The organism is Sphingobacterium faecium, from assembly GCF_003054045.1.
Taxonomy (GTDB): Bacteria; Bacteroidota; Bacteroidia; order Sphingobacteriales; family Sphingobacteriaceae; genus Sphingobacterium; species Sphingobacterium faecium.
Genome location: NZ_QBKH01000003.1, coordinates 513161 through 537390 on the forward strand (window position 1 = coordinate 513161; position 24230 = coordinate 537390).

At 35.2% G+C, this 24230-nt stretch carries 22 protein-coding genes; 12 read left to right on the forward strand and 10 right to left on the reverse strand.

Annotation, left to right across the window (positions count from 1 at the left end; all coding sequences use genetic code 11):
• Nucleotides 1-81: 81 nt before the first annotated feature.
• Nucleotides 82-2367: a TonB-dependent receptor gene (locus tag C8N37_RS10390; RefSeq protein WP_108158842.1), complete on the reverse strand. Its 2286-nt coding sequence runs from the start codon at nt 2365-2367 to the stop codon at nt 82-84.
• A 109-nt stretch (nt 2368-2476) separates the two neighbouring features.
• Between C8N37_RS10390 and C8N37_RS10395 the strand changes: the two genes are divergently transcribed.
• Complete coding sequence (locus C8N37_RS10395; RefSeq protein WP_108158843.1) at nt 2477-3139, forward strand: metal-dependent transcriptional regulator; 663 nt, start codon at nt 2477-2479, stop codon at nt 3137-3139.
• A 56-nt stretch (nt 3140-3195) separates the two neighbouring features.
• Here the strand turns inward: C8N37_RS10395 and C8N37_RS10400 are convergent, their stop codons facing one another.
• Complete coding sequence (locus C8N37_RS10400) at nt 3196-4851, reverse strand: DUF3472 domain-containing protein (RefSeq protein ID WP_108158844.1); 1656 nt, start codon at nt 4849-4851, stop codon at nt 3196-3198.
• 488 nt (nt 4852-5339) lie between these two features.
• Here C8N37_RS10400 and C8N37_RS10405 point away from each other — a divergent pair, with 488 nt between their 5' ends.
• From C8N37_RS10405 to C8N37_RS10435, 7 genes are all read left to right on the forward strand, one after another.
• Complete coding sequence (locus C8N37_RS10405) at nt 5340-5492, forward strand: lmo0937 family membrane protein (protein WP_108158845.1); 153 nt, start codon at nt 5340-5342, stop codon at nt 5490-5492.
• Between the two features lie 193 nt (nt 5493-5685).
• Nucleotides 5686-6690, forward strand: a complete 1005-nt coding sequence (locus C8N37_RS10410; RefSeq protein WP_108158846.1) for a metallophosphoesterase family protein — start codon at nt 5686-5688, stop codon at nt 6688-6690.
• Between the two features lie 401 nt (nt 6691-7091).
• Nucleotides 7092-7319: a hypothetical protein gene (locus tag C8N37_RS10415; RefSeq protein ID WP_146171053.1), complete on the forward strand. Its 228-nt coding sequence runs from the start codon at nt 7092-7094 to the stop codon at nt 7317-7319.
• Between the two features lie 546 nt (nt 7320-7865).
• Nucleotides 7866-8789 carry a hypothetical protein gene (locus C8N37_RS10420; protein ID WP_108158847.1) on the forward strand — a complete coding sequence of 308 codons (924 nt, stop codon included), beginning with the start codon at nt 7866-7868 and terminating at the stop codon, nt 8787-8789.
• Between the two features lie 2 nt (nt 8790-8791).
• A complete protein-coding gene (locus tag C8N37_RS10425; RefSeq protein ID WP_244914393.1) occupies nt 8792-10783 on the forward strand; it encodes a TonB-dependent receptor plug domain-containing protein in 1992 nt (663 codons plus the stop codon).
• A 51-nt stretch (nt 10784-10834) separates the two neighbouring features.
• Nucleotides 10835-11701, forward strand: coding sequence for an MbnP family protein (locus C8N37_RS10430; protein WP_108158848.1), 867 nt, complete (start codon nt 10835-10837; stop codon nt 11699-11701).
• 73 nt (nt 11702-11774) lie between these two features.
• Nucleotides 11775-12803, forward strand: coding sequence for a cytochrome-c peroxidase (locus C8N37_RS10435; RefSeq protein ID WP_211322226.1), 1029 nt, complete (start codon nt 11775-11777; stop codon nt 12801-12803).
• A gap of 62 nt (nt 12804-12865) precedes the next feature.
• On the opposite strand, the gene C8N37_RS10440 is transcribed toward C8N37_RS10435, so the two are convergent.
• The 3 genes from C8N37_RS10440 to C8N37_RS10450 form a co-directional block, all read right to left on the reverse strand.
• Entirely contained in the window at nt 12866-13114 is a 249-nt protein-coding gene (locus C8N37_RS10440) for a redox-active disulfide protein 2 (RefSeq protein ID WP_108158850.1), read from the reverse strand.
• 94 nt (nt 13115-13208) lie between these two features.
• The gene (locus tag C8N37_RS10445) at nt 13209-14363 is read right to left on the reverse strand and encodes an acyltransferase family protein (RefSeq protein WP_108158851.1); all 1155 of its coding nucleotides are present in this window, start codon (nt 14361-14363) and stop codon (nt 13209-13211) included.
• Between the two features lie 533 nt (nt 14364-14896).
• Nucleotides 14897-15961: an NADH:flavin oxidoreductase gene (locus C8N37_RS10450; protein ID WP_108158852.1), complete on the reverse strand. Its 1065-nt coding sequence runs from the start codon at nt 15959-15961 to the stop codon at nt 14897-14899.
• Nucleotides 15962-16074: 113 nt separating this feature from the next.
• Between C8N37_RS10450 and C8N37_RS10455 the strand changes: the two genes are divergently transcribed.
• From C8N37_RS10455 to C8N37_RS10470, 4 genes are all read left to right on the forward strand, one after another.
• Nucleotides 16075-16416: a winged helix-turn-helix transcriptional regulator gene (locus C8N37_RS10455; protein WP_186812825.1), complete on the forward strand. Its 342-nt coding sequence runs from the start codon at nt 16075-16077 to the stop codon at nt 16414-16416.
• A 219-nt stretch (nt 16417-16635) separates the two neighbouring features.
• Nucleotides 16636-17103 carry a ferritin-like domain-containing protein gene (locus C8N37_RS10460; protein ID WP_108158853.1) on the forward strand — a complete coding sequence of 156 codons (468 nt, stop codon included), beginning with the start codon at nt 16636-16638 and terminating at the stop codon, nt 17101-17103.
• 120 nt (nt 17104-17223) lie between these two features.
• Complete coding sequence (locus C8N37_RS10465; protein WP_108158854.1) at nt 17224-17805, forward strand: hypothetical protein; 582 nt, start codon at nt 17224-17226, stop codon at nt 17803-17805.
• A 103-nt stretch (nt 17806-17908) separates the two neighbouring features.
• On the forward strand, nt 17909-18307 hold the full coding sequence (locus C8N37_RS10470; RefSeq protein WP_045755659.1) for a DoxX family protein: 399 nt from the start codon (nt 17909-17911) through the stop codon (nt 18305-18307).
• Between the two features lie 829 nt (nt 18308-19136).
• On the opposite strand, the gene C8N37_RS10475 is transcribed toward C8N37_RS10470, so the two are convergent.
• From C8N37_RS10475 to C8N37_RS10495, 5 genes are all read right to left on the reverse strand, one after another.
• Nucleotides 19137-20582 carry a glycosyltransferase family 2 protein gene (locus C8N37_RS10475; protein WP_211322227.1) on the reverse strand — a complete coding sequence of 482 codons (1446 nt, stop codon included), beginning with the start codon at nt 20580-20582 and terminating at the stop codon, nt 19137-19139.
• Nucleotides 20583-21409: 827 nt separating this feature from the next.
• Complete coding sequence (locus C8N37_RS10480) at nt 21410-22105, reverse strand: type 1 glutamine amidotransferase domain-containing protein (protein WP_108158855.1); 696 nt, start codon at nt 22103-22105, stop codon at nt 21410-21412.
• A gap of 116 nt (nt 22106-22221) precedes the next feature.
• Entirely contained in the window at nt 22222-22797 is a 576-nt protein-coding gene (locus tag C8N37_RS10485) for a Crp/Fnr family transcriptional regulator (protein WP_108158856.1), read from the reverse strand.
• A 91-nt stretch (nt 22798-22888) separates the two neighbouring features.
• Complete coding sequence (locus tag C8N37_RS10490; RefSeq protein WP_045754847.1) at nt 22889-23104, reverse strand: hypothetical protein; 216 nt, start codon at nt 23102-23104, stop codon at nt 22889-22891.
• Between the two features lie 3 nt (nt 23105-23107).
• Nucleotides 23108-23821 (reverse strand): DUF3667 domain-containing protein, encoded by a 714-nt coding sequence (locus tag C8N37_RS10495; protein ID WP_108158857.1) that lies wholly within the window; start codon nt 23819-23821, stop codon nt 23108-23110.
• Nucleotides 23822-24230: the final 409 nt, after the last annotated feature.

Genomic DNA, 24230 nt, shown 5'->3' on the forward strand with positions numbered 1-24230 from the left:
GCCGATATATGGAGGAGAAAGAAAGTTTCCATCTTTCCCCTCTATAATCGCGCTCTTTAGGTATTAGGGGGGATCTAAAATTTACATCAGTCCAAATTTTAATCCTAAGAAAAATGTTCTTGGCCTACTCGGACCATAAATATAGTTGCTGTCTCTATTTTTGCCCGTATCAAAATCGCGTTGATATTGATTGAACATATTTTGAATACCAATATGGAATTGTAAATCTTGCTTGATTTGTTTTAGTGTACATGTATAAGATAGCTTAATATTGTTTTCAAGGAATGTAGGGGAGGTGTAGAGAACATCCTGATCGATACCTGGAGCACCTGCAAAATGAGGAACTTGCATGGGACCGGTCAAGACGCCGGACAATACAGCATTGAATGGATTTTGAGGCCAAAAACTAAGGGTATAATAACCATAAAGATCAGGAGAGCGCAGATATTGTTTCGTGCCTGGAAGATCGGATGACCAGGATACAGCTTGATCATAGGTGGATTTTTGTAAGGTCAAACCGGTCTCCAGTTGTATTTTTTGATCATAATTTAATCTACTTTCCACTGTTACCCCTCGTACGGATGAGTTTCCTCCGTTTTTTCGTAAGAGTTGCTGATTGTTATTTTGATCAGTACCGATTTCTTCCAAAACGAATGTGTTGTACAAGCGGGTGAAAAATCCGTCTAGTGTAAACCCATAAATCATGTGTTCACTGGCTCTGTTAAAGTCCAAAGAACTATTCAAACTATTGGACGTTTCTGCTATCAAATTTGCATCGGTGCGAATGACGGAAACGCCACCTCCGGCAAAAGCCATATGCATATCGGTTTCTAACGCTTGTGGGGCTTTAAATCCTCTTGCATATGATGTTCTCCATTGGGTTTCATGGCCAATTTTATATAACGCGCTGAGTCTCGGTGTGAGAACCATGTTGTCCATACGGTTGGATTTGTTTAATCGAAGTCCGGATAGTAATGTTAATTTACGGGTTACTTCCCAGTCACTCTGTAAAAAAGCTCCGAATAAATTGACCTGTTGGTCAATCAGATAATCATATGCTTTAATTTCATCAAACGTGTATTCGTATTGATTTTCTACTCCAGCAGTAAAGGTGTTTTTCCCATTTAAGAATTCCGAACTGATATAATTGTATTGAACTCCGTTTTGTACCGAATAATTTTTTGTATGTCCCCATGCATCGATTTGGTCTATACCTGTGTAATGTGTTCTTTTTGTATTTTGGGCAGAACTATAGATACTGAATGAACTTGATTTGTCTTTTGCCTGACGTTCGTAATTGAAGCCTGCTACCAGAATATGATGTAAGCGGTATTCAGATTGATCGGCTTTGTCGGCTTGAAGATCTAATTTATTTCCGCCTTTTCTTTCTTCATTGATACTCCATCCATTGATTTCCAGTTTATCTTGCGGAGATAACTTAAAAAATGAATTGAAACCGAAAGAGTTGTTTTGTAAGATGGGCATTTCAGAAAATCCATCGCCATTTGCATCATAGGAGTCACGATTGCGATGAGATGCGAAAAGAGAAACTCCAGCATTCTGCTCATCATTAATTGCTGTTAGATTGGCATTGAAAAAATGATCCCAGGTTTTGTTGCCGATTAATGAGCTGTTATTGGAAAGTGTGAACGAGCTTTTTCGCGGTTCCTTTGTTAAGATATTGACCGTTCCAGCAATGGCTGAGGATCCATATAAAACCGAACCACCACCTTTTACAATTTCGACGCGGTCAATCATATTGGCAGGTATCTGTTCCAGTCCATACAGACTCATCAATGAACTGAATACGGGGCGGCTATTAATTAGGATCTGGGAATAGGAGCCCCCAAGCCCATTCATCCTTAACTGAGAATAGTTACACGTCTGACAGTCTGTTTCCATACGCAATCCCGGTTGAAAACATAGACCATCTGCTAAGGTGTTGGATTGCGTAATATCGAAAGTTCTACTGTCTAGAATATGAACTGCTATAGGACTTTCGGATTTTCGGCGCGCTGTTCGGGTGCCGGTAACGACAACGCTATTTAATCGGTTTGAGCTAGCGTTCAGTTCTAGATTTTTTACTTGAACTACCCTCTCTACTATGGTTACCGATAAGAGCTTGGTTTCAAAACCAATAAAACTGACCTTTAATTGATAGGATCCTGCTGGAATAGGAGGTAATTCATAATTTCCAATGCTATCCGCTTTTGTAGCCATACCTAATCGTGGAATGCTTATAGTAGCCCACTCAATGGGGGCTCCTTCGGGATCGGTTATCTTACCTTTTAATTGCCCTGTCTGTGCAGAAAGGGTCAAACTCGATAAGATGAGGGTACCCATTATTAGAAAATGATTGATCTTCATTGTGTAAATATTATTTGTTAGTATTGCAAATCTATAAAGTTTGTATGAACTAACAAATTATTTATAACAATATTGTTAGATTGTACTAATAATTTGTATTTTTGTTATCATGATATCACAGACGGAAGAAAATTATCTGAAAGCATTATTTGCTTTGACGAGTACAAAAGGTGAAGCTAGTGTAAATGAATTAAGTAAAATGCTGGACATTAAAATGCCTACCGTAAATGGTATGATGAAACGTCTTAGTGAAAAAGATTTTGTTATTTATGAAAGTTATAAACCTTTGAAACTAACGGAAAAGGGAAGAAAAGAAGCATCATTAATTATTCGGAAACATCGTCTGACAGAAATGTATCTGGTGGAAAAAATGGGATTTGGTTGGGAGGAAGTACATGACATTGCTGAACAAATTGAACATATACAGTCTCCGGCTTTTTTTGCTAAAATGGATGAAATCTTAGGTTTTCCTGAGGTGGATCCACATGGTTCGCCTATACCTGATGAAAATGGTAAAGTGATCGTTAAGGATTTTGATAGGTTGAGTGATTGTGAAAGTGGCGATGTTGTAAAATTTATGGCAGTGAAACCGTCTTCGGAAGAATTGCTTAAATTTTTAAATAGCCGCGAATTGGTACTGGGAGCTGTGATTACTATACAATCTGTTGAATTGTTTGATAAAAGCATGTCGGTCAATTATGCGCATAGAGAGATGGAGGTCTTGAGTAATATGGTTTGTGAAAAATTACTTGTGGAACATGTTGCTAAATAAATGATTTAATTTCCAGCAGCCCTTTATTGATTTGAATAGCTGCTGGAAATGCTTATTTATTGTTTCTCTAAGACCCACCTTTGATTGTTGCTGCCAAGATTATTATTGATACTGTATAATACTACTTGCGTATTGTCGCTTGTACTACTTCCAGGGTTGTCTATGATCAATCCTTTGCTCAGTATACTTCTTATAAAGACTGTATTGCTGATATCTAAAAAATTAAAGGTCCATTGTTGATTTTGATTTGTTGAGCTACTGTACTGGATCAATCCGGTGTTGAGATCATCTGTACTGGCCGGGATATCGACGGATTTGGAACTTCCAACATTAACTAATGCATATCCGGAACTGCCACTGACAATTTTCCATTTTTGAAAATCGCTTGTATTAGCACTGTATTGTACAATTTGAGCAGAATTGGCTGTACTATTATCCCGAACTGTGAGATACTTACCGCTACTGACATTTTTAATCTTATACGTATCATTAGTATTGAAAACTGTTATAGGAACTAATTTTGCCGGAGCTTGTTGATTAAAGATATCTGTCAATGTGATCCTAATGGTATAATTTCCATTTGCTAAAGTACTGGAAAGGGTATCTATTCTTTTCTCTGGTTTTATTTTTTCTTGTGTCTGTAAAACTGAACCTGAAGCATTTAATAGTTCAAGTTTATAGCGTAGTTGTGGAGATTTGTTCTCGTTGATTCCCCAAGAAACAATTAATTTATTATTATGATAACGAGCGGTACTATAGCTATTTTCAATCGTCGTCAATATTGGAGCGGTTCCTTGTCCTGCCTGTTCTGGTAAGTTTAAGACACGACCAGTACCAAAAGCTGGATCTGGAGTCGTGGAACCTCCATGCTCCATAAAATACGCGTCCTCGGCACTATTGTAACCGACATTAAATGCTCGATCAAATTGCCCATTTCGTGCAGCATCATTATCATTGGCAGAGAAATAACGACTGCTCGATTTTTCCCAAACGTTATTCACACTGAGGTTCCAATTATCTTTCAACAATGCTTTTCTATGGAATCTGCCATCATAGCTCGGATTGTCGCCTACCCAGTTTTCTAAAAATGTACCACTGCCCGAACCTAAATATCCTGCGCTAGCTTCTCTACCGATGGTGGAGGTGTGTAACCATTTTCCCGTTGAGAGGTCTTGAACGAAATTGGCAATGTATATTTTTCCGTTTTCCTTCCAAGAACGGATGACCATATTGTACCACGTATTGATGCTCCAATTATATGGATTTAATGTTTTTTGACCATCTCCTTCACCTCCGAAACGACTAGCAACTGTTTTGCTATCTAAATATGAATAGAAAGCGAGATTATTTGTTGCGGTATTTTTATCCCACAGCGAAGCAAGCATAATATTGGATGTTCCATAACGCAGATCTGGTGTGTCTTGTAAACCCATATATCCACCATCATAATTGAGCACCGAGAAATATTCGGTTTTAGCTGTATTTGTAATCTTTATTTTGCCCATCTTCAATACCGCATCATTTGGAAAACTATAGACGAGATGCTGTGAGGGTGCAGCATTACTTCCTGTTAATATCAGATTGGGTAGATCTTTATCACTCTGTGAGATGGTCGCAGAGGGTTTTTCTAATCTTGATTTTACAATTTCTTTTGAGCAGGAAATCGTAGCGAGTGTTGCGAATAGTACGCCTGTGAGATGTGTTTTTTTCATAACTGGAATGGATTCATAAGGGTTTATTATTGATTTTGGTTAACATAATGGTATTAAGTTAGCCGTTTTGTTTGGATAATTTATGGGCTTATTAAATGAAATCGATTGCGTAATTTTTATTGTTCATGATATCTATTGTAAGGGGTAACTGATTGATAGCTAGATTTGAGCGTGATGTATGCTTCACATTGCTTATCTCTTAAAATCAAGCAGGCTGGAAATTACTTTCGACAGGGCATCTTTTATCTTTCTTCTGGTGGATTAGTTATTTTACGTTACGTGGATTGATCAAAAATATTAAAAGCTGCTGTGTCTGTACGCTGTTTTTTTTCGATTTGGAAGAATTGATCAGCGGTCTATTTTTCTATTGATGAGGGAAATCAGGCATTTTTAATAATTTTTTGTTGGGTGCAAAAAACCAATATCCCATTTCAATTGTTATATAATCAGGTTACTAAATATTAAACATCATAAAACTACATTATACTATGGGAAATTTATTATACATCATCGCAGTAATTTTAGTCATTATCTGGGCGATCAGTTTTTTAGGAGGATTTTACAGTGGAGGTATTATCCATGCGTTGTTAGTAATCGCAATTATTGTCGTGTTACTACGGGTTATTCGAGGAAATGCATAAACTTTTAGCTTATTCATAACATTCAGAATATTTCAAGTTGATAAGCTATAAAAAGAGACTTTTAAAGTCTCTTTTTTGCTTTATATGATATCATGTCTATGGTAATCAGTAAGCCTTATTTTTTTGCTATGCAAAATGGTATTTTAAAATTATAGTGATACATTTGAGGTTCTATATATTCAATAGACTTTTTATGAAATTTTACTCCTCTATTTGTTTTCTCCTTTCCTTTTATGCTATTTATCCTGTATTTTCACAATCATCCACTCGGGATCTGAATCAAGAAAAGATCAATAAAAATCTTAAGATTTTGGTCTTATCCGATTTAAATGACGGCTATGGGTCGACCACTTATAGTCAAGAAGTATTGGATGTGGTAGACCGAATTGCTGAGCTGAAGCCAGATCTTATTTTATGTGGCGGAGATATGGTCGCTGGTCAGAAAAAAACTTTGACGCGAGTAGATCTAGAGGCCATGTGGGCAGGATTTGATCGGGTTGTTTTGCAACCAATAAAGACAGCTGCTGTACCTTTTGGATTTACCATGGGCAATCATGATGCTTCTCCTGGTTACGCTTTAGATCGTGAAGTTTCAGCGTTATTTTGGAACAATCATAAGCATGATGTGAATCTGACTTTTATAGACAGCAGTCATTTTCCATATTATTATTCCTACTTGAAAAATAACGTATTGATCATCTCATGGGATGCCTCTTCTGCTCAGATACCAAATGATATAAAAAGTTGGATGAAAGAACAATTGAACTCTTCCTTGGCTAGAAAAACGAGATTTAAAATCGTACTCGGACATCTACCATTATATGCTCTTGTAGAATCAAAGAACAAACCGGGAGAAGTATTGGAACAAGCTGATGAAACCTTATCTTTTTTAAAGGAAAATGGGGTTGATCTTTATTTGTCTGGACATCAACATGTGTATTATCCCGCACAGAAAGAAAGTGTCATATTATATCATAGTGGATGTTTAGGTGGGGGACCACGATCTTTATTAGGAGATGATCAAGTGCCTTATAAGGCATATGGTCTGATTGAAATACCGAAGAAGATCAATAAAAAACAGGATGTCAAAATCAGTGGTATAAAGGCGGTTGATCATCAGGAAATTGAACTTTACAAGTTACCTGTTCAGGTGTCGGGTTTTAATGGTACATTGAATCGGATAGATGTTGTTAAGTAGAGCAAGGAACATAAAAAGCTAGTCTTTTTTCTATTTGAGTTGTCATCATAGGTTGTTTTACAGCTGTGTTTGTACAATTACTACAATATCGATTACTTCTTCTTTTTAGATCCCTTATCGGCTCGATGTACACCGATAATAAAAATGTTCAGCTATTTTTTTAAATTAAGTGCTATTTTCCTGTTTTTTAAAGAAAATCATTCCGTATATTTGGCCATATTGAAAAAAACTAAAAGGTTTTGAAACGTATCTGTACTTATATTCTTCTGATAACATTGACATTGCAGTCCTTCTATCGCAATGTCATGGTACTTGAATATGAGATACACTTACCCGATTATATTGCTCAATGTATCAATAAGGATCGTCCTCAGATTCATTGTAATGGGCAATGTGTATTTATGAAAAAAATAAGAGCAGAAGAGCAGAAGGAAACAAAAAAGAATCTGGTGATATATGAGCGTAATGCTTTTTATATGCATAAGGAAAGTGTTTTTTTTACTATGCATCCACCAGAAGAAAATCTTTCTGTTAAACATTTTTCTCCTTATTTGGCGGATTACAGATTTACATTTACCACACCTATTTTTCGTCCTCCTATCCCGTTTTTGCTTACCAGCAAAGCTTAGTCATTAACGTCAGCTATTTTAAATTTAGTGACCTGATTTTATCACGATATTATCGAGACGGATACTGATATCCTATATCATGAATTTCTTGATGTATTGTTAAAGACAGATTTTTATCGGATCCTATTCATGTCGTTGTACCTGCGATAGATCAATATTGAAAATGATGCTCTGCATCATGAATTTTATTGATCATTTTGGAGAACAGACTTCAACATGTTGACTAGTGGTTGAAACAGGAATGAATTGAAGTATAGCATTTATTAAAGTACTATCAGATCATCAATTAATGATCTCGCATAAATTATTTCTGCAGGATACGCTCCATATCATAGTCGGTATGTAGCAGTGGAAGATTTATAGTGGGTAATTGTTATATTTTGATAACCTCTTATCTACCTGCTGATGATTACGATGAATCAAAGTCATTCCCAACTCTGAGATCGAGGTGAAGATAGTCCCTATCTATAGATTTGACGTTGTACTACATATATGTAGAAGCTAAGCTGGATTTCCGATTTTTTTTTCACAAAACAGTAAATAATAATGAAAATACTATTATTTATGGCTGCGCTATGCGTTGTGGTCATGTCATGTACAAAGGGTAAAACGGATTACGAAGCTGAAATCGATACTGTAGTAACGGAACATGTCGAGTTTAAAGAGGCTGCAACTGTTACTACTAACGGGTATCATATTCGTATTGAAGCTTTGAATGGAACATTCTATAAGGGTTATAATGAAATCCGTTTAAAAATCACCAATAGTCAGACTGGCGAAATATCTAATACTTCTGGAGTTACATTTTTGCCTATTATGACTAATGCAATGGGGGAGCATCAGTCCTGTCCTCATCGGTATCAATTGATGGAGAGATCTGATGAAAAATATTTTTCTGGATATGCTGTATTTACAGAGAAAAGTAGTTTAGATGACAGTTGGAACCTATACCTCAGCCTGACCGTTAATGGTCAAACTTTCCAGGTCGAGAAAAGCATAAATGTTCAGGAACAAGCAAATAAAAATCTCAACATGACGGTTTTTACGGGGAAGGATAATGAACAATATATCATCGCTTTAATATCTCCTCAGAAGCCAAAAGTTTCTGAAAACGAACTGTTAGCTGGAATCTATAGATATCAAAAACCTATAGATAATCCATCGGGAGTATTTCCAGATCCGACACAGTTTTCCTACACTGAGGTTAATGGTTATATGTTACAGCTGGATCCGCGTATGCCAGAACCTTCTATGGGGAATCATTCGTCACCCAACAATAAAGATCTGACGCAACAGAACGACGGGTTGTATCATGGCGTAGTGAATTATACCATGACCGGAAACTGGACATTGAATTTTATTATGCAGAACCAAGATGGACAAATCATAAAAGGAACTGTTGTACCGGATGATTTTACACCTGGCATTGCAGGTGCTAAAAGCGACCTGCATATTGATATTTTATTTTAACCATGATGAAGAAATTAAGTGTTGGCTTAGTGCTTCTGGTATTTGGTATATATGCTAAAGCGCAAGATTCGCAGATAAAGCAAGATAGTACGCGTCGTATCGATGAAGTACATGTAAATAGGATGGTCAAAAAGAAAATAGAGACTGAAATGAAAATGTCCGTGTCGGTTGATGAATTTTTGGCATCCTCGGAAAATATAAGTTTTATCAAACGTGGTGCTTATGCTTGGGAGCCCTTGTTGAATAATATGAGTTCAGAACGGACGAATTTGACCATTGATGGTATGCATATCTTCGGAGCTTGTACCGATAAAATGGATCCGATCACCTCTTATGTGGAGAGTAACAACCTTTCTGCGATTGACATTACATCGGGGCAGGCTGGAAGTATGCATGGATCTACCGTGTCGGGAAGTATTGATCTGAAGCGAAAAAGTACCCCGTTTAGTCTGGATCCGAAGTGGAGTGGTGCCTACCAAACAGGATTCGAATGGAATAATAAACAGTTTTTCAATATGGGAAATTTGTCTTATTCAGATGACAAATTTGTAGCAGATGGAAGTATTTCTTTTAGAAAAGCGGGTAATTATGCTGATGGACATAACGATGAAGTCAAGCATTCGCAATACCATAAATTTAATACGTCTTTAGGTATGGCTTATAAAACAAGTCCATTGTCTGCTTTAAGAGTGGATGCTATTTTTGATATGGCCAAGGATGTCGGTTTCCCAGCATTACCGATGGACCTCTGGCTATCCCGAGCATTGATCACATCTGCTTCCTATAAGCAAATGTTTGAGGATGGGTTGGTCAAAGTGTGGGATTCAAAAATCTATTTTAATGCAGTAGAGCACTATATGGATGATACGACACGTCCTGAAAATTTAGTGCATATGGATATGCCGGGATGGAGCACGACTTATGGACTTGTGAGTAAGATTAATCTAAAAAAAGATGATTACGCTTCCGAAATACAGTTGAATGCTTACGAGAATGTATCGATCGCTGAAATGAGAATGTATCCTCAAGATCGAAACAACCGTACCATGTTTGCCTACAGTTGGCCATGGGTAACGACTCGATATGTAGGACTTTCGATGAATAATGCATGGGAAATCTCCGACAAGAGTCAAGTAAATGTTGGTGGAGCATTGGGGTTGAACTACAATCATGCTAAGTACGTGGAATTTAATTGGATTTTCCACCCTGGTACACCACAAGAAAAAACAAGATTCTTGCCAAGTCTTCATGCAAATTATCAGCTTAATTTTGACAGTTTTAATTTTTCTGCGGGAACGGGTTATGGACATAGGGCACCATCTGTTTCCGAAGGTTATGGTTATTATATCTACAATAGTTTCGATCGATACGATTATATCGGGAACCCGGATTTGAAAAATGAAATTTCATATGAAATGAATGCGAGTTTGGGCTTTAAGAAAGAAAAAGTCGGGATTGAAGTTAAGGCAAACTACTTCTATATCCAAAACTATATCGTTGGTCGAATTTTAAATATGGGTAGCCCAATGAATTACCAATCGGTAGGTGTCAAAGGTTATACCTCTTTGGACCATGCTACACTTTTCAATTTTTCTATTGGTGGTCATTACGACATCTTGCAAAATCTGCAATGGAAAGGTCTGCTGACTTATGCTCGCGGTCAAGATGACAGAGGTGGAAATTTACCCTTTATACGTCCCCTAAGTTATCAGACATCAGTCCATTTTACACATCATAAAATTGGGTTTCAAACCAGTTTGAATGGTGATTTTACACAAAATAATTACAGTCCGGAGTATGGAGAAGATAAAACTTCCTCTTATAAGATTTGGAATGTTTCGGCAGACTATCGATTTAATATCAAGAATTGTAAAGCTGTTGTACAGGTAGGTGCCGAAAACTTATGGAATGAATACTACAGTACATACGCTGACTGGGGAAATATTCCTCGAATGGGGCGTAATATATTTACATCCTTAAAAGTGGGTTTTTAGAAAAACCCATAGTGCTAACAATAAATAATGTTTAATTAAATAAAAATTGAAATGAAGAATCTAAAAAACTATCTATTATTATCAGCCTGTACACTGGCAATGGTTTCATGTAGTAAAAGTGATGACATGCCTGTGGCTAATCATGTAACCTTACATTTTAATAATACCTTTAAAAATACAACGATAATCTTAGGGGGGGCGAGTTCAACTACTGCTACAACAAATACTTCTGCAGTAGGACAAGTCCATCATTTATCTGAATTGAAATATGTGATTAGCAATATCCGTCTTATCAAAGCTGATGGAGGGGAGATACCTTACCATGTTAATGATCTGGATAAAGGAGCAACTGTTATTGATCAAGCGAAGCAAGCTAGTCTGGACTATGTCTTAACGAACATTCCATCGGGTACTTATAAGCAGATCAAATTTGGTTTGGGTGTAAAACAGGATGTGAATACAATCGATCAAGTGAGATTTCCAACATTTTATGCCACTGCTGGTGCTAATGATACTAAAATGATGTGGGAGTGGGGAACAGGTTATCGATTTACAAAATTGGAAGGCTTTTATGAAATCGATAATAAAACCATGTCTATTCACACCGGTAGCACTATTGAAGGAAATGAAGGTGCATATACGCAAGGTGTGGATGCATATCGCGATATCACATTAGATCTGACAACAGTTGCTATTGTGGGTCAACGTGCTCCTAAAATAACCATTACAGCAGATTTTAATCAACTGTTGACCGGGAAGACCAATACCATTACCCTATCAACAGGGACAGGGATGGGGAATAATGCTACACCAAATGTTCATACTGCTGTTCAAATGTTAAAATTCGTGGACAATCTCGGTGGTAATGGTTCTAGTGATGTATCAGGAATGTTTTCTATAAGTAAAGTAGAAAACTAAGATCGGACACGAGCTGATCAAAGGAGATGAGTGGATCAGCTCGTGTTTTTATAATTTAAAAATAGCTATGCAAGTGGAAAAAATAGTAGGGATTATAGTGGTGTTCATCTTGTTGCTCTCTTGTAGTAAAGAAGATGATAAAACTTCCTTTTCTTTCGATAACCCAGAGCTTTCATTGGAAATTCCTGCTGGATTTCCTATTTTAAATAATAGTGTGAAAAATAATAGGCCAACAAAATATGGAGTAGAACTGGGAGAAAAGTTATTTAATGAAAAAAAATTAAGCGGAAATAATAGCATATCCTGTGCGAGCTGTCACCATAGGGCCCATGCTTTTGCTGATCATAATCCGAGAGCCATAGGCATTTATGGTCGAATAGGTCTTAGAAATACCCCGCCGATACAAAATATGGCCTTTATGCAGTTTTATAATTGGGATGGAAATGTTCTCCAACTAGAAAAACAACCCTTGGTACCTATCATAACACATGAAGAGATGAATTCTTCTATTGTAGAAGTTATTGGGAAAATAAGCCAGGACATTTCCTATCAAGAATTGTTTAAAAAGGCATTTGGAGATGAATATATTACGCCTGATCGGATTTATCGTAGTATAGCCCAATATGCTTATACTCTTATCAGTGCTAATAGTAAATATGATCAAGTAATGCGAAATAAGGATGAAAAATTCACTAAAAGTGAAGCGCAGGGCTATCAGATATTTAAACAAAAATGCGAGAGTTGTCACAGTACGGAACTTTTTACGGATCAGAGTTTCAGAAACGTGGGCTTTCCATTACACAGTAGTTCTGAAGAAGCGGGACGTGCTCGGGTGACGGGAATGCTTTCCGATTTTATGAGTTTTAGGGTTCCTAGCTTAAGGAATATTGAATATACTGCGCCTTATGGTAGCTTTGGTCAGTTTGCAACGTTAATAGAGGTGTTGGATTACTTTGATAAAGGTGTTAGAGATACTGAAAATCTGGATCCTATTTTAAAAGAAAATGGCAATCGGATCCCATTAACTGATCACGAAAAACAAGATATTATTTCATTTTTGAAAACGCTTAGTGATCCTGAGTTCTTAGGATCAGGGTCCTAACTTTGGACAAGATGCAGTGCTGGAGTTCATAATAAAACTAAGTGAAATTTTTGATGTATAAATTAGGATATCCCTCTCGTCTTGAGTTCTTGATTGATTTTCTTTAAATTTTTAAAATTAATGATCGTCGTGGGTGACAAAGCAAAAGGAATAGCGACCAATGCACTGAATTTTTTGGTTACGGAAATATAGATTCCCATTCCCAATAGGATAAGTAACATAAAGGTCAATAGAACTGCAGCTATTGTTGTTACTTTTTTGGCATTGATTAGTTCTTCATTGCTCATTTCTTGGTATGATTTCTTATTCATGGCTGGTTTAAGTGATTGATTCGTAGCTAAAGATAAAAACCTTTGTTTATTAATCTGATTTTTTTTATGAAAAAAATCAGATCGTATAGCATTTTTAAGAATTGTTTAATGATGATTTACTAGTTTTTAAAAGTCGGTTTGTTAAATACTTTCTTACTGGTATGTCGTAAAATTTTAAAGAGATATAAGCAAGTATGATACTTCCAATAAGAACAGCTGCTGCACCAGGTAATGATTCTTCAAAAGTAAGTTTATGATTTTTTACCCAGGCATAGTACAGATAGATAAAAGGATAATGAACGGTATATAAAGGATACGAAATATCGCCTAAAAATTTACATATCTGAGTTGTATACTTATCGCTGGTTTTTCCAGATGCTCCAAGATAAACTAATATTGGGAAAATCACGATACAGTATAAGGTATCATATAGCCCGTTCATCCATAAATACTCTGCTCCGCCAATACGTGGTACGGTAAGAAGAGCAACTAACAGGAGACTACACATCCAAAAAGCTCTTTTTATATGAACGGGATTGAAAACACGTGAGAGTAATAAACCTGCAGAAAAAGAAAATAGCATCCTTAAAAATCCAGCAGTAAATTCGATTTCGGTCAACGAGAATCCAGCACAGAGATCCCCGTAAGGTCCTACTATTGCAAATGTCGCTAAGCCACAACCTGCAATAAAGACTAAGCCTGCAAGAATCTTGGTGGAAAATCTTCGGATAATCAAGGCATAGAGTATATTTCCCATATATTCAAAAAATAAAGACCAGCTTGGGCCATTCAAAGGAAACATTTCACCTAAACCGCGTACTTCATGCCCTGGCATTGCTGGGATCAAAAATGCGTTTAATAATGTCGCACCGAGCAATGCCATGATACTGACAGTAGAAACATCCCATACCGAGCAGCCTTGGAAGTAAAATAGAATGGCACCAATGATCGCACCCATAAAGACCATGGGATGAAGTCGAATTATTCGGCGTTTGATAAAATCTAAAGTTGATGTTGTTGCCCAACGATCATCATAAGCATAACCAATCACAAATCCGGATAGTATAAAGAAAAAATCGACGGCTAAATAACCATGATTGATTACCTGGTCCAAATGACTCGTTGCAAAAGCTTCAAATATGTGAAAACATACAACCGTAATAGCTGCCACACCTCGTAACCCATCGAGTATAGGGTAATGTGGTTTTGTATTATTGAAAGTCGCTGTTGAAATTTGTGTATGGAGCATAAAATATAAGTCGGTTGTTCGTATTGTTGGTTTTTGTAAGAGAAAGATGGTGAATATAGGAAATTATAACAATTTATAAATAATTATTTATGATCAGATACCATCAACTTGTTTGGACTTGTTTATCTCAGCGTATTAAGAGCCAATAAAACGGTGTATAGGAATATGAGGTTGATATTTTAAGGTTGAGGGAGGCTTGTTGTAATGATGCTGTAATGGTATTATACATGTAGATGTTAGAATACATCAAATATGGAATTAAAGGAATGAAAGTAGGTCATGATAAATTGAAGAGGACAAGAATATTGCTCGACTTGCAAAAGTCTATATATTCATCTTATTAAGATAACGCATACCTTAGAGAAATAGAAAACTTATTTTAAAAACACCATTTAGGAATGGAAATATCGGTATTTTATCTATAGACTGTATATGCTATAGATAAAATACTTGATGATATCAGAACAATCAATTTTTATAAACTCATGATTTAAAATTAGTTTACCATAGCGTCTTTTAGCCTTTTGACTGATCTAAGACAAGCTGCCCAAACTTTTTGCTTCAAATGTCGACAGTTCATCGAACTTTTCTGCATGTACTTTTTTGACCCAATTTGGATCTTGTAAAATTGCTCTACCTACTGCAACAAGATCAAAGTCTCCTCTTTCATATCTGCGAACCAATTCATCTAAGGCAACTGGAGCTGATTTTGAATCGGAATTGGTAAATACATCCCCAAAATCTTTATCAAGGCCTACAGAACCCACGGTAATAGTGGGTTGTCCAGATACTTTTTTCAGCCAACCTGCAAAATTCAGGTCACTGCCTTCAAATTCCGATTCCCAATAACGGCGTTGGCTACCATGAAAAATATCTACTCCAGCATCGACTAGTGGTAAGATCCAATCTTCTAAAGATGTAGGTGTTGGAGCAAATTTAGCAGTATAATCCTGTTGTTTCCATTGCGACAGGCGTAGGATAATAACAAAATCAGGACCTACTGCTTGGCGCATCGCTTTTATGACTTCAACAGCAAATCTGGATCTTTCTTTGATTGTTTTACCTCCAAATTCGTCAGTTCTATGATTCATACCTTCCCAGAAAAACTGGTCAATTAAATAGCCATGTGCACCATGAATTTCAAATGCATCGAATCCTAGATCTTTCGCTGCTTTTGCCGCATGCGCATAAGCTTGTATCGTATGTTCAATATCTGCTAAGCTCATTGAATCTGGACTTTCAAAAGGTGCTGGAGGAGTCCATTGCATCGGTGTATCGCCTACATGCCATATTTGAGGGGCTATTTTTCCACCTTTTTGATGAACAGCATCAGCAATATTTTTCCAAGCAGATAATGCCTGATCACCATAAAAATTTGGAATATCCTTTAGGTTTTTTGATGATGGTCTGTCAATTACAGTACCTTCTGTCAGGATTAATCCTACTTCAGCTGCTGCACGACGTTCGTAATAACCTTTGACATCATCACCTGGAATGCCATCGATAGAAAATGCACGTGTCATCGGTGCCATGACAAAACGATTGTTGAGAACGAGGTTTTTGTATTGAAATGGATTAAATAGTGTTTGTATACTCATTATATTTTATTTTAAAATTTGATCGTATTGCAAATATATTTCAATTAGTGTACTTTTGTAACTATTGATAGTATAAAGTGGTTACCTAGATGTAACTATTCAATAATTTGTATATGAAACGAACGGATTTTAAGAGCTGCTCATGCGCTATGCAGCGTTCGATGGGAATTTTAGGAACAAGATGGAAGCCTGTTATCATCTATACTTTGCGTGATCGGAAAGCACGCTTTGGACAATTGGATGCTATGATAGAGCATATTTCTAGGAAGGTATTGACGAGTTCGCTGAAAGAGTTGGAAGAGGATGGTATTATCTTTAGAGAGGAGTTTAAAGAGTTGCCCCCTCGAGTAGAATATTCTTTAACCGAAAAAGGAAAAGCATTAATCCCCATTATGTGTCAACTCGCAAAATGGAATGAAGCATATCATGAAGATCAAGAAATCGCTATGCCCTAAATGGCGATTTTTCATACACATTTAAATAAGCTATTGGTATTACATGGTTGTAAGACTGAAAACCTTTTGTTAGTTATATCCATAACTTGGTCAGTCTTTTGTTGCTGGTGTTAAATACGCTATTGCTGTGTTAATACCCGAAATGAATTAGGGACTGAACCTATTGCTTATGTTGTTGTTTTCAATGCAATGATTTACAACTCAAATAACATAATTGCTATGGAAAATCAAATTAATAATCCAGAAATTATCAATGATCTGATCAAGATCAACAATGATCGGATAGAAGGATATAAAACAGCATCTGATCTTGCCAACAATATGGGAGTGGATAGCTTAGGCGGTATTTTCGGGAAATATATGCAGCAATCAAAACAATTTATAGAAGAGTTAACACCTTATGTTAAACTCGAGGGTGAGGAGCCAACGGAAAGTACGATGATGAGTGGTAAACTTTTTAGATTGTGGATGAATGTTAAAGTAAATATTTCAGGAAATGATAAGAAAAGCTTATTGGAAAGTTGTGAAAAAGGAGAGGATGCTTTTAAGGAAACCTATAAAAATACTCTAGAAGAGGATGCTGATCAGTTATCTATAGAAGTGAAAAATATGGTGTTGAACCAATTGGGTAAGCAGTTAGCTGCGCATAATGATATTAAAATGTTACGTGATAACGTATCGTTATAACACAAGACTTTATTCTGTAATTGTAGTTTGAATATAAATATAGTATATTTAAATTACTGAATTAAATGAAAAGGGGACCCATGTCCCCTTTTCAACATAAGGCTTATATCACCTGATGGTATGCTGCATAACATTTATAAACTTAGAAATTGGAATATAAACATCATAATTGGAGAGAATATGGGTAAACGTTTTTTTGTGTGTATATTTTTTGTGTTAAGTACAATTATTTGCTTTGGTCAAATTGATATTGATAAAATAAGATCTGACTATTCGGTAGCTGTTAAAGATAAAAAACTCTGCGAGAACAATCTGAAAACCTTAGAATCTGGAGCCAAAACTGCAACAGAACAAGGGTATCTCGCAGCATATGAAATATTATGGGCAAAGCATAAGAACAATCCATTTACAAAGCTAAGCCAGTTTAAAAAAGGTAAGAATAGACTAGAATCTGTTATATCAAAAAATAAAGATAATATTGATCTGCATTTTATACGATGGTCTGTCCAAACACATGCTCCCTCATTTCTTGATTATCATAAAGATCGATTAGTGGATAAAAATTTTTTAGTTCAAAATCTTAAAAAATTGCCAAGTCAAGAAGGTAAAAAAATAATTTTTAAATATCTGAAGGAAGCAAATAGTTATTTGAAAGGGGATCATGTATTCACGAAAGATGAACTTGCGGAACTGTCAAAATAGAGAATTTCTGTGGAGTTTTAAAAATATTGTCATTATAAAAAACCTTTGTCCATTGTCGGTTGTATCTATACTGATCGATATTGATAAAATAAATAATATGCTGATGAATCAATCCTATTTTCAAAAGGTAAGCAGAATTGCTCTTGGTACATTTTTAATGACTGCTGGTATCTCACATCTAACATTTGCTCGTAAAGAATTTCGGGCTCAGGTGCCTAATTGGGTTCCACTTAAAAAGGATGATACGGTGGTGTTTTCTGGACTAGCGGAAATTTCTTTAGGTGCTGCTCTAATTTTTACAAATGAAAAACATAGAGAAACTGTTGGTCAAATAGCGGCTGGATTTTTTACATCTGTGTTTCCTGGCAATATCGCCCAATATGTAGAAAAACGTGATGCCTTTGGTCTCGATACTAATGCTAAGAGATTTGCACGACTGTTCTTTCAACCCGTACTTATTGCTTGGGCATTAGCGAGTACGAAGGATAACAAAAGCAAATAACTTTCTTTTTTTATTCAAAACATATTATTTTATCTCAAATAGTAATATGATGGATATATTATTTTTAATAAAATTCCTGTATTAATTTCTTAATACCATTTTCAACAATCAATACCTAGCCTTTATGCTATATTTTGAGTCACATTGATTCAGTACATGGAGTATAATGGATCTAATTATACACAGCATGCCTAGCATGATTAATACGCGCTGATATTATCAAATGGTTATTATTTGTACATACTCCTTTCCTGTGGACATATCTGCTTCGGCAGGTCTTAGTTTTGCAATCTACGGTATGCTGAATTTGCTTGGATGTGTTCAGCAAGTGCCTCATTGCCTTTACAAGTAAAGGGGTAGAGTTTGAGTGAAAATTTTGGACTATGATATGCGACACTAGTCATCTCATGATGGATTGAAATTTCATTTGCCAATTCTTCATAAAATTTCCTTTTTTAAGCAATTTTCTTAGCTTTTATCAGTTTCGATCTTTCCTCCCCGAAATTTTCATTTCAATATAGTCTTCATTAAATTAGAACGGTTAGATTAATACTTTTGATCATGTTATAGTGATAAGTCCGGTTAATAGTAGCATGGTGGATTAAAAATAGATATTCTAACCTTCTAAAATTGTGGTATCTGATTGTCATAGATGGTTTATCATGTTCATTCCTGTATCAAAATTGTGTATGATAAATTACTTAGTAAAATGGCTTAGGGATTGTATTATATACCGAAAGGGCAAGCATTATGCGAAAACGCATAACCTTGCCCAAATCGTAATCATATTAATTAAATATGATACATGGAATATTATTATTTACTGGAGTTAGCCTCTTGTCAACCATCCGCTGCGTCCTGCTGTAGCAATTGCATATGGAGTAATCCAGAATAGAGAGAATGCATAGAATATACTGTAAGTATAAGCCCAAAATGCTTCTTTTTTATTGTCACTTTTTGAGGCAAAGAAGAATGCTTGAATACTTGAAAAAATTAGTATTCCTACAAAAGTTGAACTCAAGAACATTAAAGGATAATGAAATATTGTCCACATCATTAACAAAAGCAGCGGATAGGAAAGCAATACTTTTTTCCATTGCATAAGTAATAAAATACGCGTTCCTAATTTTTTACCCTCACGGAAATTGGTAAAAGCAAAACGGCTCATCATAATATTTTCACGCACATTACTTCTTTCCCAACGAATAAACATCTTATATAAGTTTTTATAACGTACAGGAGTATCGGTATAGACATATGCATTGGATTGAAATAAAACATGGAAACCCTGTTTTAAAATCATATTGGTCATAGCCCGGTCTTCTCCAATATCAGAAGGTTGATTCATAAAAGTTTGATTCATCCAATCTTCTAAACAATTCATCACGGCATCTTTTCGATATGCAGATAAAGCACCTGGAGTACACATTACTGATCCTAATACACTTTGTGCTGAGCGGACAAATTCAAAACTGAATATAAAACTTACACTAAGCATACGTGGTATAATAGCTTTTTTATTATTGAGTACACGTACATTTCCAGCAACAGCACCACAATCCTTATTTTTCACAAAAGGGGAGGCCATATTCCTAAGTGTGTCTTTTTTTACCACAGAATCACTATCGACAGTAATGAAAATATCACCTTTACCTAATTTGAAACCACGGTAAAGCGCATGTCGTTTTCCCATGTTCTTAGGTTGTTGATAAATCTCAACGCGATCACCCAACTCCGCTTTAGCGCGTTGTATCCAAGTGAACGTATCATCTTTACTACCGTCATCTATTGCTATTAATTGGAGCTTATGTCCAGGGTAATCGCTATTAGCAAGACTACGTAAAGTATCATAGACAAGATGTCCTTCGTTGTAAGCTGGTACAATAACTGTACAAGATGGTAATTCATCATCAGATACAGATGCTATAGGCTTATATTTAGTATGTAAAATTATTAAATAGACCAAGAAACTGATACTGGATAGTAACAGGAAAATACCGAAACCAATAATTATAGTTCCGCCAATGCTATCTAGACGTTCAAAACGTAATGCTTCGAATTCTGTCTGAAGCATATATAGACCAAATACTGACGTTAGTAAAATCAAAAATGTTATGCCCCATATACTATATTCTTTGAGACCATATTGAATTGATTTGCGTAACAAACTGTTTTTTTGTTGTTTTAATTGCTGCTCGTTTGAATTTAATACAGCTGGCTTTAATAGCACCTTAACCTCCTTTGTAGGAGTGAGAACTTCTTCCATGTAATTCATATCCTATATTATTTAGTGTGTGTTAATGCATTTGATCTGAGATTCAAATGACAAACTTACTTTTGTAATAAAAATATTACGATTTGGTATTTACAAAACACATGCCTCAATATTTGGCATGCATTAGAATAAATATATGTTTGTAACAAACTTGATATAATATAATATGTTGTAAATGGCTGATTTACAGTGTTATTAGTGTGAATATTTTAATTTAAATCTTTTTTAACTTGATATGTTGAATGTATGTTTTTTAAGGTTTTTTAACATTTCAATCATTTTTTCACGATATTATCTATGGTTATGATTTCGAATTTGTACTGCAATTTGGGATAATTATCCATAGATCTTATTCCATTATGACGAATATTTGGATCGTTTTCTTTTAGAATTGCTGCTCTACTAAACAAGATCATCCAATCTAAATTTGTTATTTATAATAGCTCCTTAATATACTTTGATATTAAAATAGATGTTTGGATCCCAATAGGATGGTTTGATGATGAAAAATGAACTATTGCCATGTAAAAGAATGATAGAGTAGTTGTAAATCTCTGCCAATATAAAAAAGAAGGATAGATGATTTCTAGTTACACATCTGTTACTGGATCTGGTAGTAAAGAATTTGCTGCTCCTTCTGTTTTTTAGAAAGTGTAATTAAAACTTATGTCAAATGTTGCTATTTCAGCTTTAGATGCAACGGGTCGAGGTTCTAAGGCGACTTTTGTGAAATAAAAAACTAGTCTCATATACGAGAAATAGAAAACGGATTGGCCCTAAGGGATCAATCCGTTGATTAATAGTTTAAAACTGTATTGGATTAATATCTATTTCGATAATAGGGCGAGTAATTCCTTTGCCGTTTCTTCTGAAGAACCTGGATTTTGACCTGTGATCAAATTGCCATCTTTTAAAACATAACTACCCCAATCTTCTCCTTTACTGTAATCACCACCAAGTTTTATAAGTTCATCTTCTACTAAGAAGGGAACAACATCTGTCAATTGAACAGCCTCTTCTTCAGAATTCGAAAATCCAGTAACTTTTTTACCTTTTACTAATGGGATACCATCGCTGTCTTTAACAAACCGGAATACACCCGGAGCATGACATACCGCGGCAACAGGCTTATTGTTTTTCCAAAAATCTTCTATAAGTGTTATAGAGGTTTTATCATTCGCCAAATCCCAAAGTGGGCCATGTCCGCCGGGATAAAAAATAGCATCGTAATCCTGTTCGTCTACTTCACTCAATATCATGCTATTGGCCAATTTAGCTTGTAATTCCTTGTCCTCATCAAATCGTTTTGTCGCTTCAGTCTGGAATTCTGGAAGTGCGCTTTTAGGATCTATCGGAGGTTGTCCACCTTTTGGAGAAGCGATTGTCACATCGACTCCTGCATCAGCCATAACATAATAGGGTGCAGCAAATTCTTCGACCCAAAAACCTGTTTTATTTCCTGTATCTCCAAGTTGATCATGAGAGGTAAGTACGACTAATACTTTCAAATTTTCTTTTTCCATCTTTAAAATTTTTTAAATGTTTAAAATGATATCACAAAATAGGGTATAAATTATCGAACCCTTATGTGATATACATCACATTTTAAAGAATGTTTGTTTTGGTGACATATATCACCCTATCTGGCATGATACAGGCGGCTGAGGGTTTCGCGGGATACACCAAGATACGCCGCAATTAAATGTTTTGGAACCAGGTTGTAGAGTTCTGGATATTGTTGCATCAATTCTTCATACCGACTTCGGGCATCGTTGTTAAGTAAGGAGAGAATTCTTTTTTGTAAACCTATATAACCCTTATTGGAACGCCACCTTAGAAAAGTTTCCACTTCGTGTATTTCTTTGCACACTTTTTCTCGGTCTTCACTAAACAGGCAAAGGGTATCTGCATCACTTACACAATCCAGATTAACTGTTGCTTTTTTATTGTTATGTAACGCATTATAATCAGATGCCCACCAGGTTTTTGTTGCAAATTGTAGGATGTGCATCTTTTGTTCATCATTAACAAAAAATGTTTTAAGACAGCCATTTAAAACAAAATACTCGCATGTTACATCATCACCAATTTGGATGATGGATTGTTTCTTCTTAAATGATACGGGTTTAAAAAAAGAAAAGAAATAATCAAACTGTTCATCGTTGAGTTGAATAGTTTGATCGATATGTCGTCTAAGAATTTCGCGATCCTTCATGAGTAGAAGATACATTTTTTATAGCAAAGTTCAATAATATCTCGATTATTGAACTTTGCTCTTTCTTATTATTAAGAATAATCATCAGCTTCTAAACGATATTTTGATCTTTATTTTTGTTTTTAAGTTTGTTCTTTAGATTTTTCCCGAGTATGTAAATGGAAAATATAAAGACAACGCTGTAAACAATAGCTAGTGCTGGTTTCTCAAATTTTAGATTTTCAAAGTCAAATTCTTTATATAATCTTACCCCAATTATGATCGCTATAATACCAAAAATAAAGGATGATGCTTTTTTATTTTCCATATGTTAATGTTTTATAAGTATGTCAATTAATGTTCCTATTGCAACAGCTAAAATTGTAGCACTCACGACCCCTAACATATATGCAGCAAATCCTTTTAGATAATTACTGATTTTCTTGTCAAAAAATTGTCCAATAGCCCAACTGAAATATGCAATTCCAATAATGCCTCCATATTGCATGATGTCAATTTTTATTAAACCTTGTAAGAGTGCGCAACATGCAAAAATGAGCATCTCTATCCCCATGACAAAACAAAGTAAGATTAGAATCTCAAATAGATTGTAGTTATAGTTTTTAAAAAATATTTTAACCCAGAAAGCAATGAATATTCCAAGTATAATATTGGAATAACCATAGTGAGCTTGCACCCAAGTAAAAATTTTTCCTGTCGTTGTTTGCTCGATTTCTTGATAATTTATATAGCCGTCTTCTATATGGAAAAAACCATTAATCAACGAATAAATAAGAGAAGTTACAATAATAAATATGATTGGTTTTACAAGTCGAGCACGATTTTCTGAAATATAATGCCTGACATTATCACCGGGTTTGGTTAGTAATTCTCTTATCGTATATAAAATCCCTCTTTCAAAATGTAAAATATGCTCGATTTCGTGCGTAATGTAGTGTCTATCAATTCTTTTAAGGATTGCGGGTTGTCCACAATTTGGACAATAGTTTTGAAAGACTTCGGTGTTGCAGTTTTTACAATTCATTTATTTTTTAATATTTTAGACAATATTTAGTTAAGGTTAGTTCGGTTAAAACTGCTATTTATATACAAATATGTAAAAGTTTCATCAAATATGCAATCGGCATATCTGTAAAAAGGAAGGTTTATATGATTTAGAAGTTTCAAAGGTATGATAATGATTTATCCGATATGTTCCTTTTAGAATTGAGATGTGTAGAAATTTAGGTTTTCAATCTTAGTAATCCAATGATTGCCAGATCATTTTTAATATTGATGTATTGTACTATATTAGAAGAAAGCTTATTGTTAACAATTTTCAGACAATGATCTACATTTTAGCACCATATTTGATTCATATATATAACATGAGTGGTTAGCGAGCAACAACAATAATTGAACTGAAATTTTGAGAGGAACAATTGGTTGAAAAT

Coding starts and splice junctions, on each gene's coding strand:
- C8N37_RS10390 (WP_108158842.1), bottom strand. CDS start 2,367: ATGAAGATCAATCATTTTCTAATAATGGGTACCCTCATCTTATCGAGT.
- C8N37_RS10395 (WP_108158843.1), top strand. CDS start 2,477: ATGATATCACAGACGGAAGAAAATTATCTGAAAGCATTATTTGCTTTG.
- C8N37_RS10400 (WP_108158844.1), bottom strand. CDS start 4,851: ATGAAAAAAACACATCTCACAGGCGTACTATTCGCAACACTCGCTACG.
- C8N37_RS10405 (WP_108158845.1), top strand. CDS start 5,340: ATGGGAAATTTATTATACATCATCGCAGTAATTTTAGTCATTATCTGG.
- C8N37_RS10410 (WP_108158846.1), top strand. CDS start 5,686: ATGAAATTTTACTCCTCTATTTGTTTTCTCCTTTCCTTTTATGCTATT.
- C8N37_RS10415 (WP_146171053.1), top strand. CDS start 7,092: ATGAAAAAAATAAGAGCAGAAGAGCAGAAGGAAACAAAAAAGAATCTG.
- C8N37_RS10420 (WP_108158847.1), top strand. CDS start 7,866: ATGAAAATACTATTATTTATGGCTGCGCTATGCGTTGTGGTCATGTCA.
- C8N37_RS10425 (WP_244914393.1), top strand. CDS start 8,792: ATGATGAAGAAATTAAGTGTTGGCTTAGTGCTTCTGGTATTTGGTATA.
- C8N37_RS10430 (WP_108158848.1), top strand. CDS start 10,835: ATGAAGAATCTAAAAAACTATCTATTATTATCAGCCTGTACACTGGCA.
- C8N37_RS10440 (WP_108158850.1), bottom strand. CDS start 13,114: ATGAATAAGAAATCATACCAAGAAATGAGCAATGAAGAACTAATCAAT.
- C8N37_RS10445 (WP_108158851.1), bottom strand. CDS start 14,363: ATGCTCCATACACAAATTTCAACAGCGACTTTCAATAATACAAAACCA.
- C8N37_RS10450 (WP_108158852.1), bottom strand. CDS start 15,961: ATGAGTATACAAACACTATTTAATCCATTTCAATACAAAAACCTCGTT.
- C8N37_RS10455 (WP_186812825.1), top strand. CDS start 16,075: ATGAAACGAACGGATTTTAAGAGCTGCTCATGCGCTATGCAGCGTTCG.
- C8N37_RS10460 (WP_108158853.1), top strand. CDS start 16,636: ATGGAAAATCAAATTAATAATCCAGAAATTATCAATGATCTGATCAAG.
- C8N37_RS10465 (WP_108158854.1), top strand. CDS start 17,224: ATGCTGCATAACATTTATAAACTTAGAAATTGGAATATAAACATCATA.
- C8N37_RS10470 (WP_045755659.1), top strand. CDS start 17,909: ATGAATCAATCCTATTTTCAAAAGGTAAGCAGAATTGCTCTTGGTACA.
- C8N37_RS10475 (WP_211322227.1), bottom strand. CDS start 20,582: ATGAATTACATGGAAGAAGTTCTCACTCCTACAAAGGAGGTTAAGGTG.
- C8N37_RS10480 (WP_108158855.1), bottom strand. CDS start 22,105: ATGGAAAAAGAAAATTTGAAAGTATTAGTCGTACTTACCTCTCATGAT.
- C8N37_RS10485 (WP_108158856.1), bottom strand. CDS start 22,797: ATGAAGGATCGCGAAATTCTTAGACGACATATCGATCAAACTATTCAA.
- C8N37_RS10490 (WP_045754847.1), bottom strand. CDS start 23,104: ATGGAAAATAAAAAAGCATCATCCTTTATTTTTGGTATTATAGCGATC.
- C8N37_RS10495 (WP_108158857.1), bottom strand. CDS start 23,821: ATGAATTGTAAAAACTGCAACACCGAAGTCTTTCAAAACTATTGTCCA.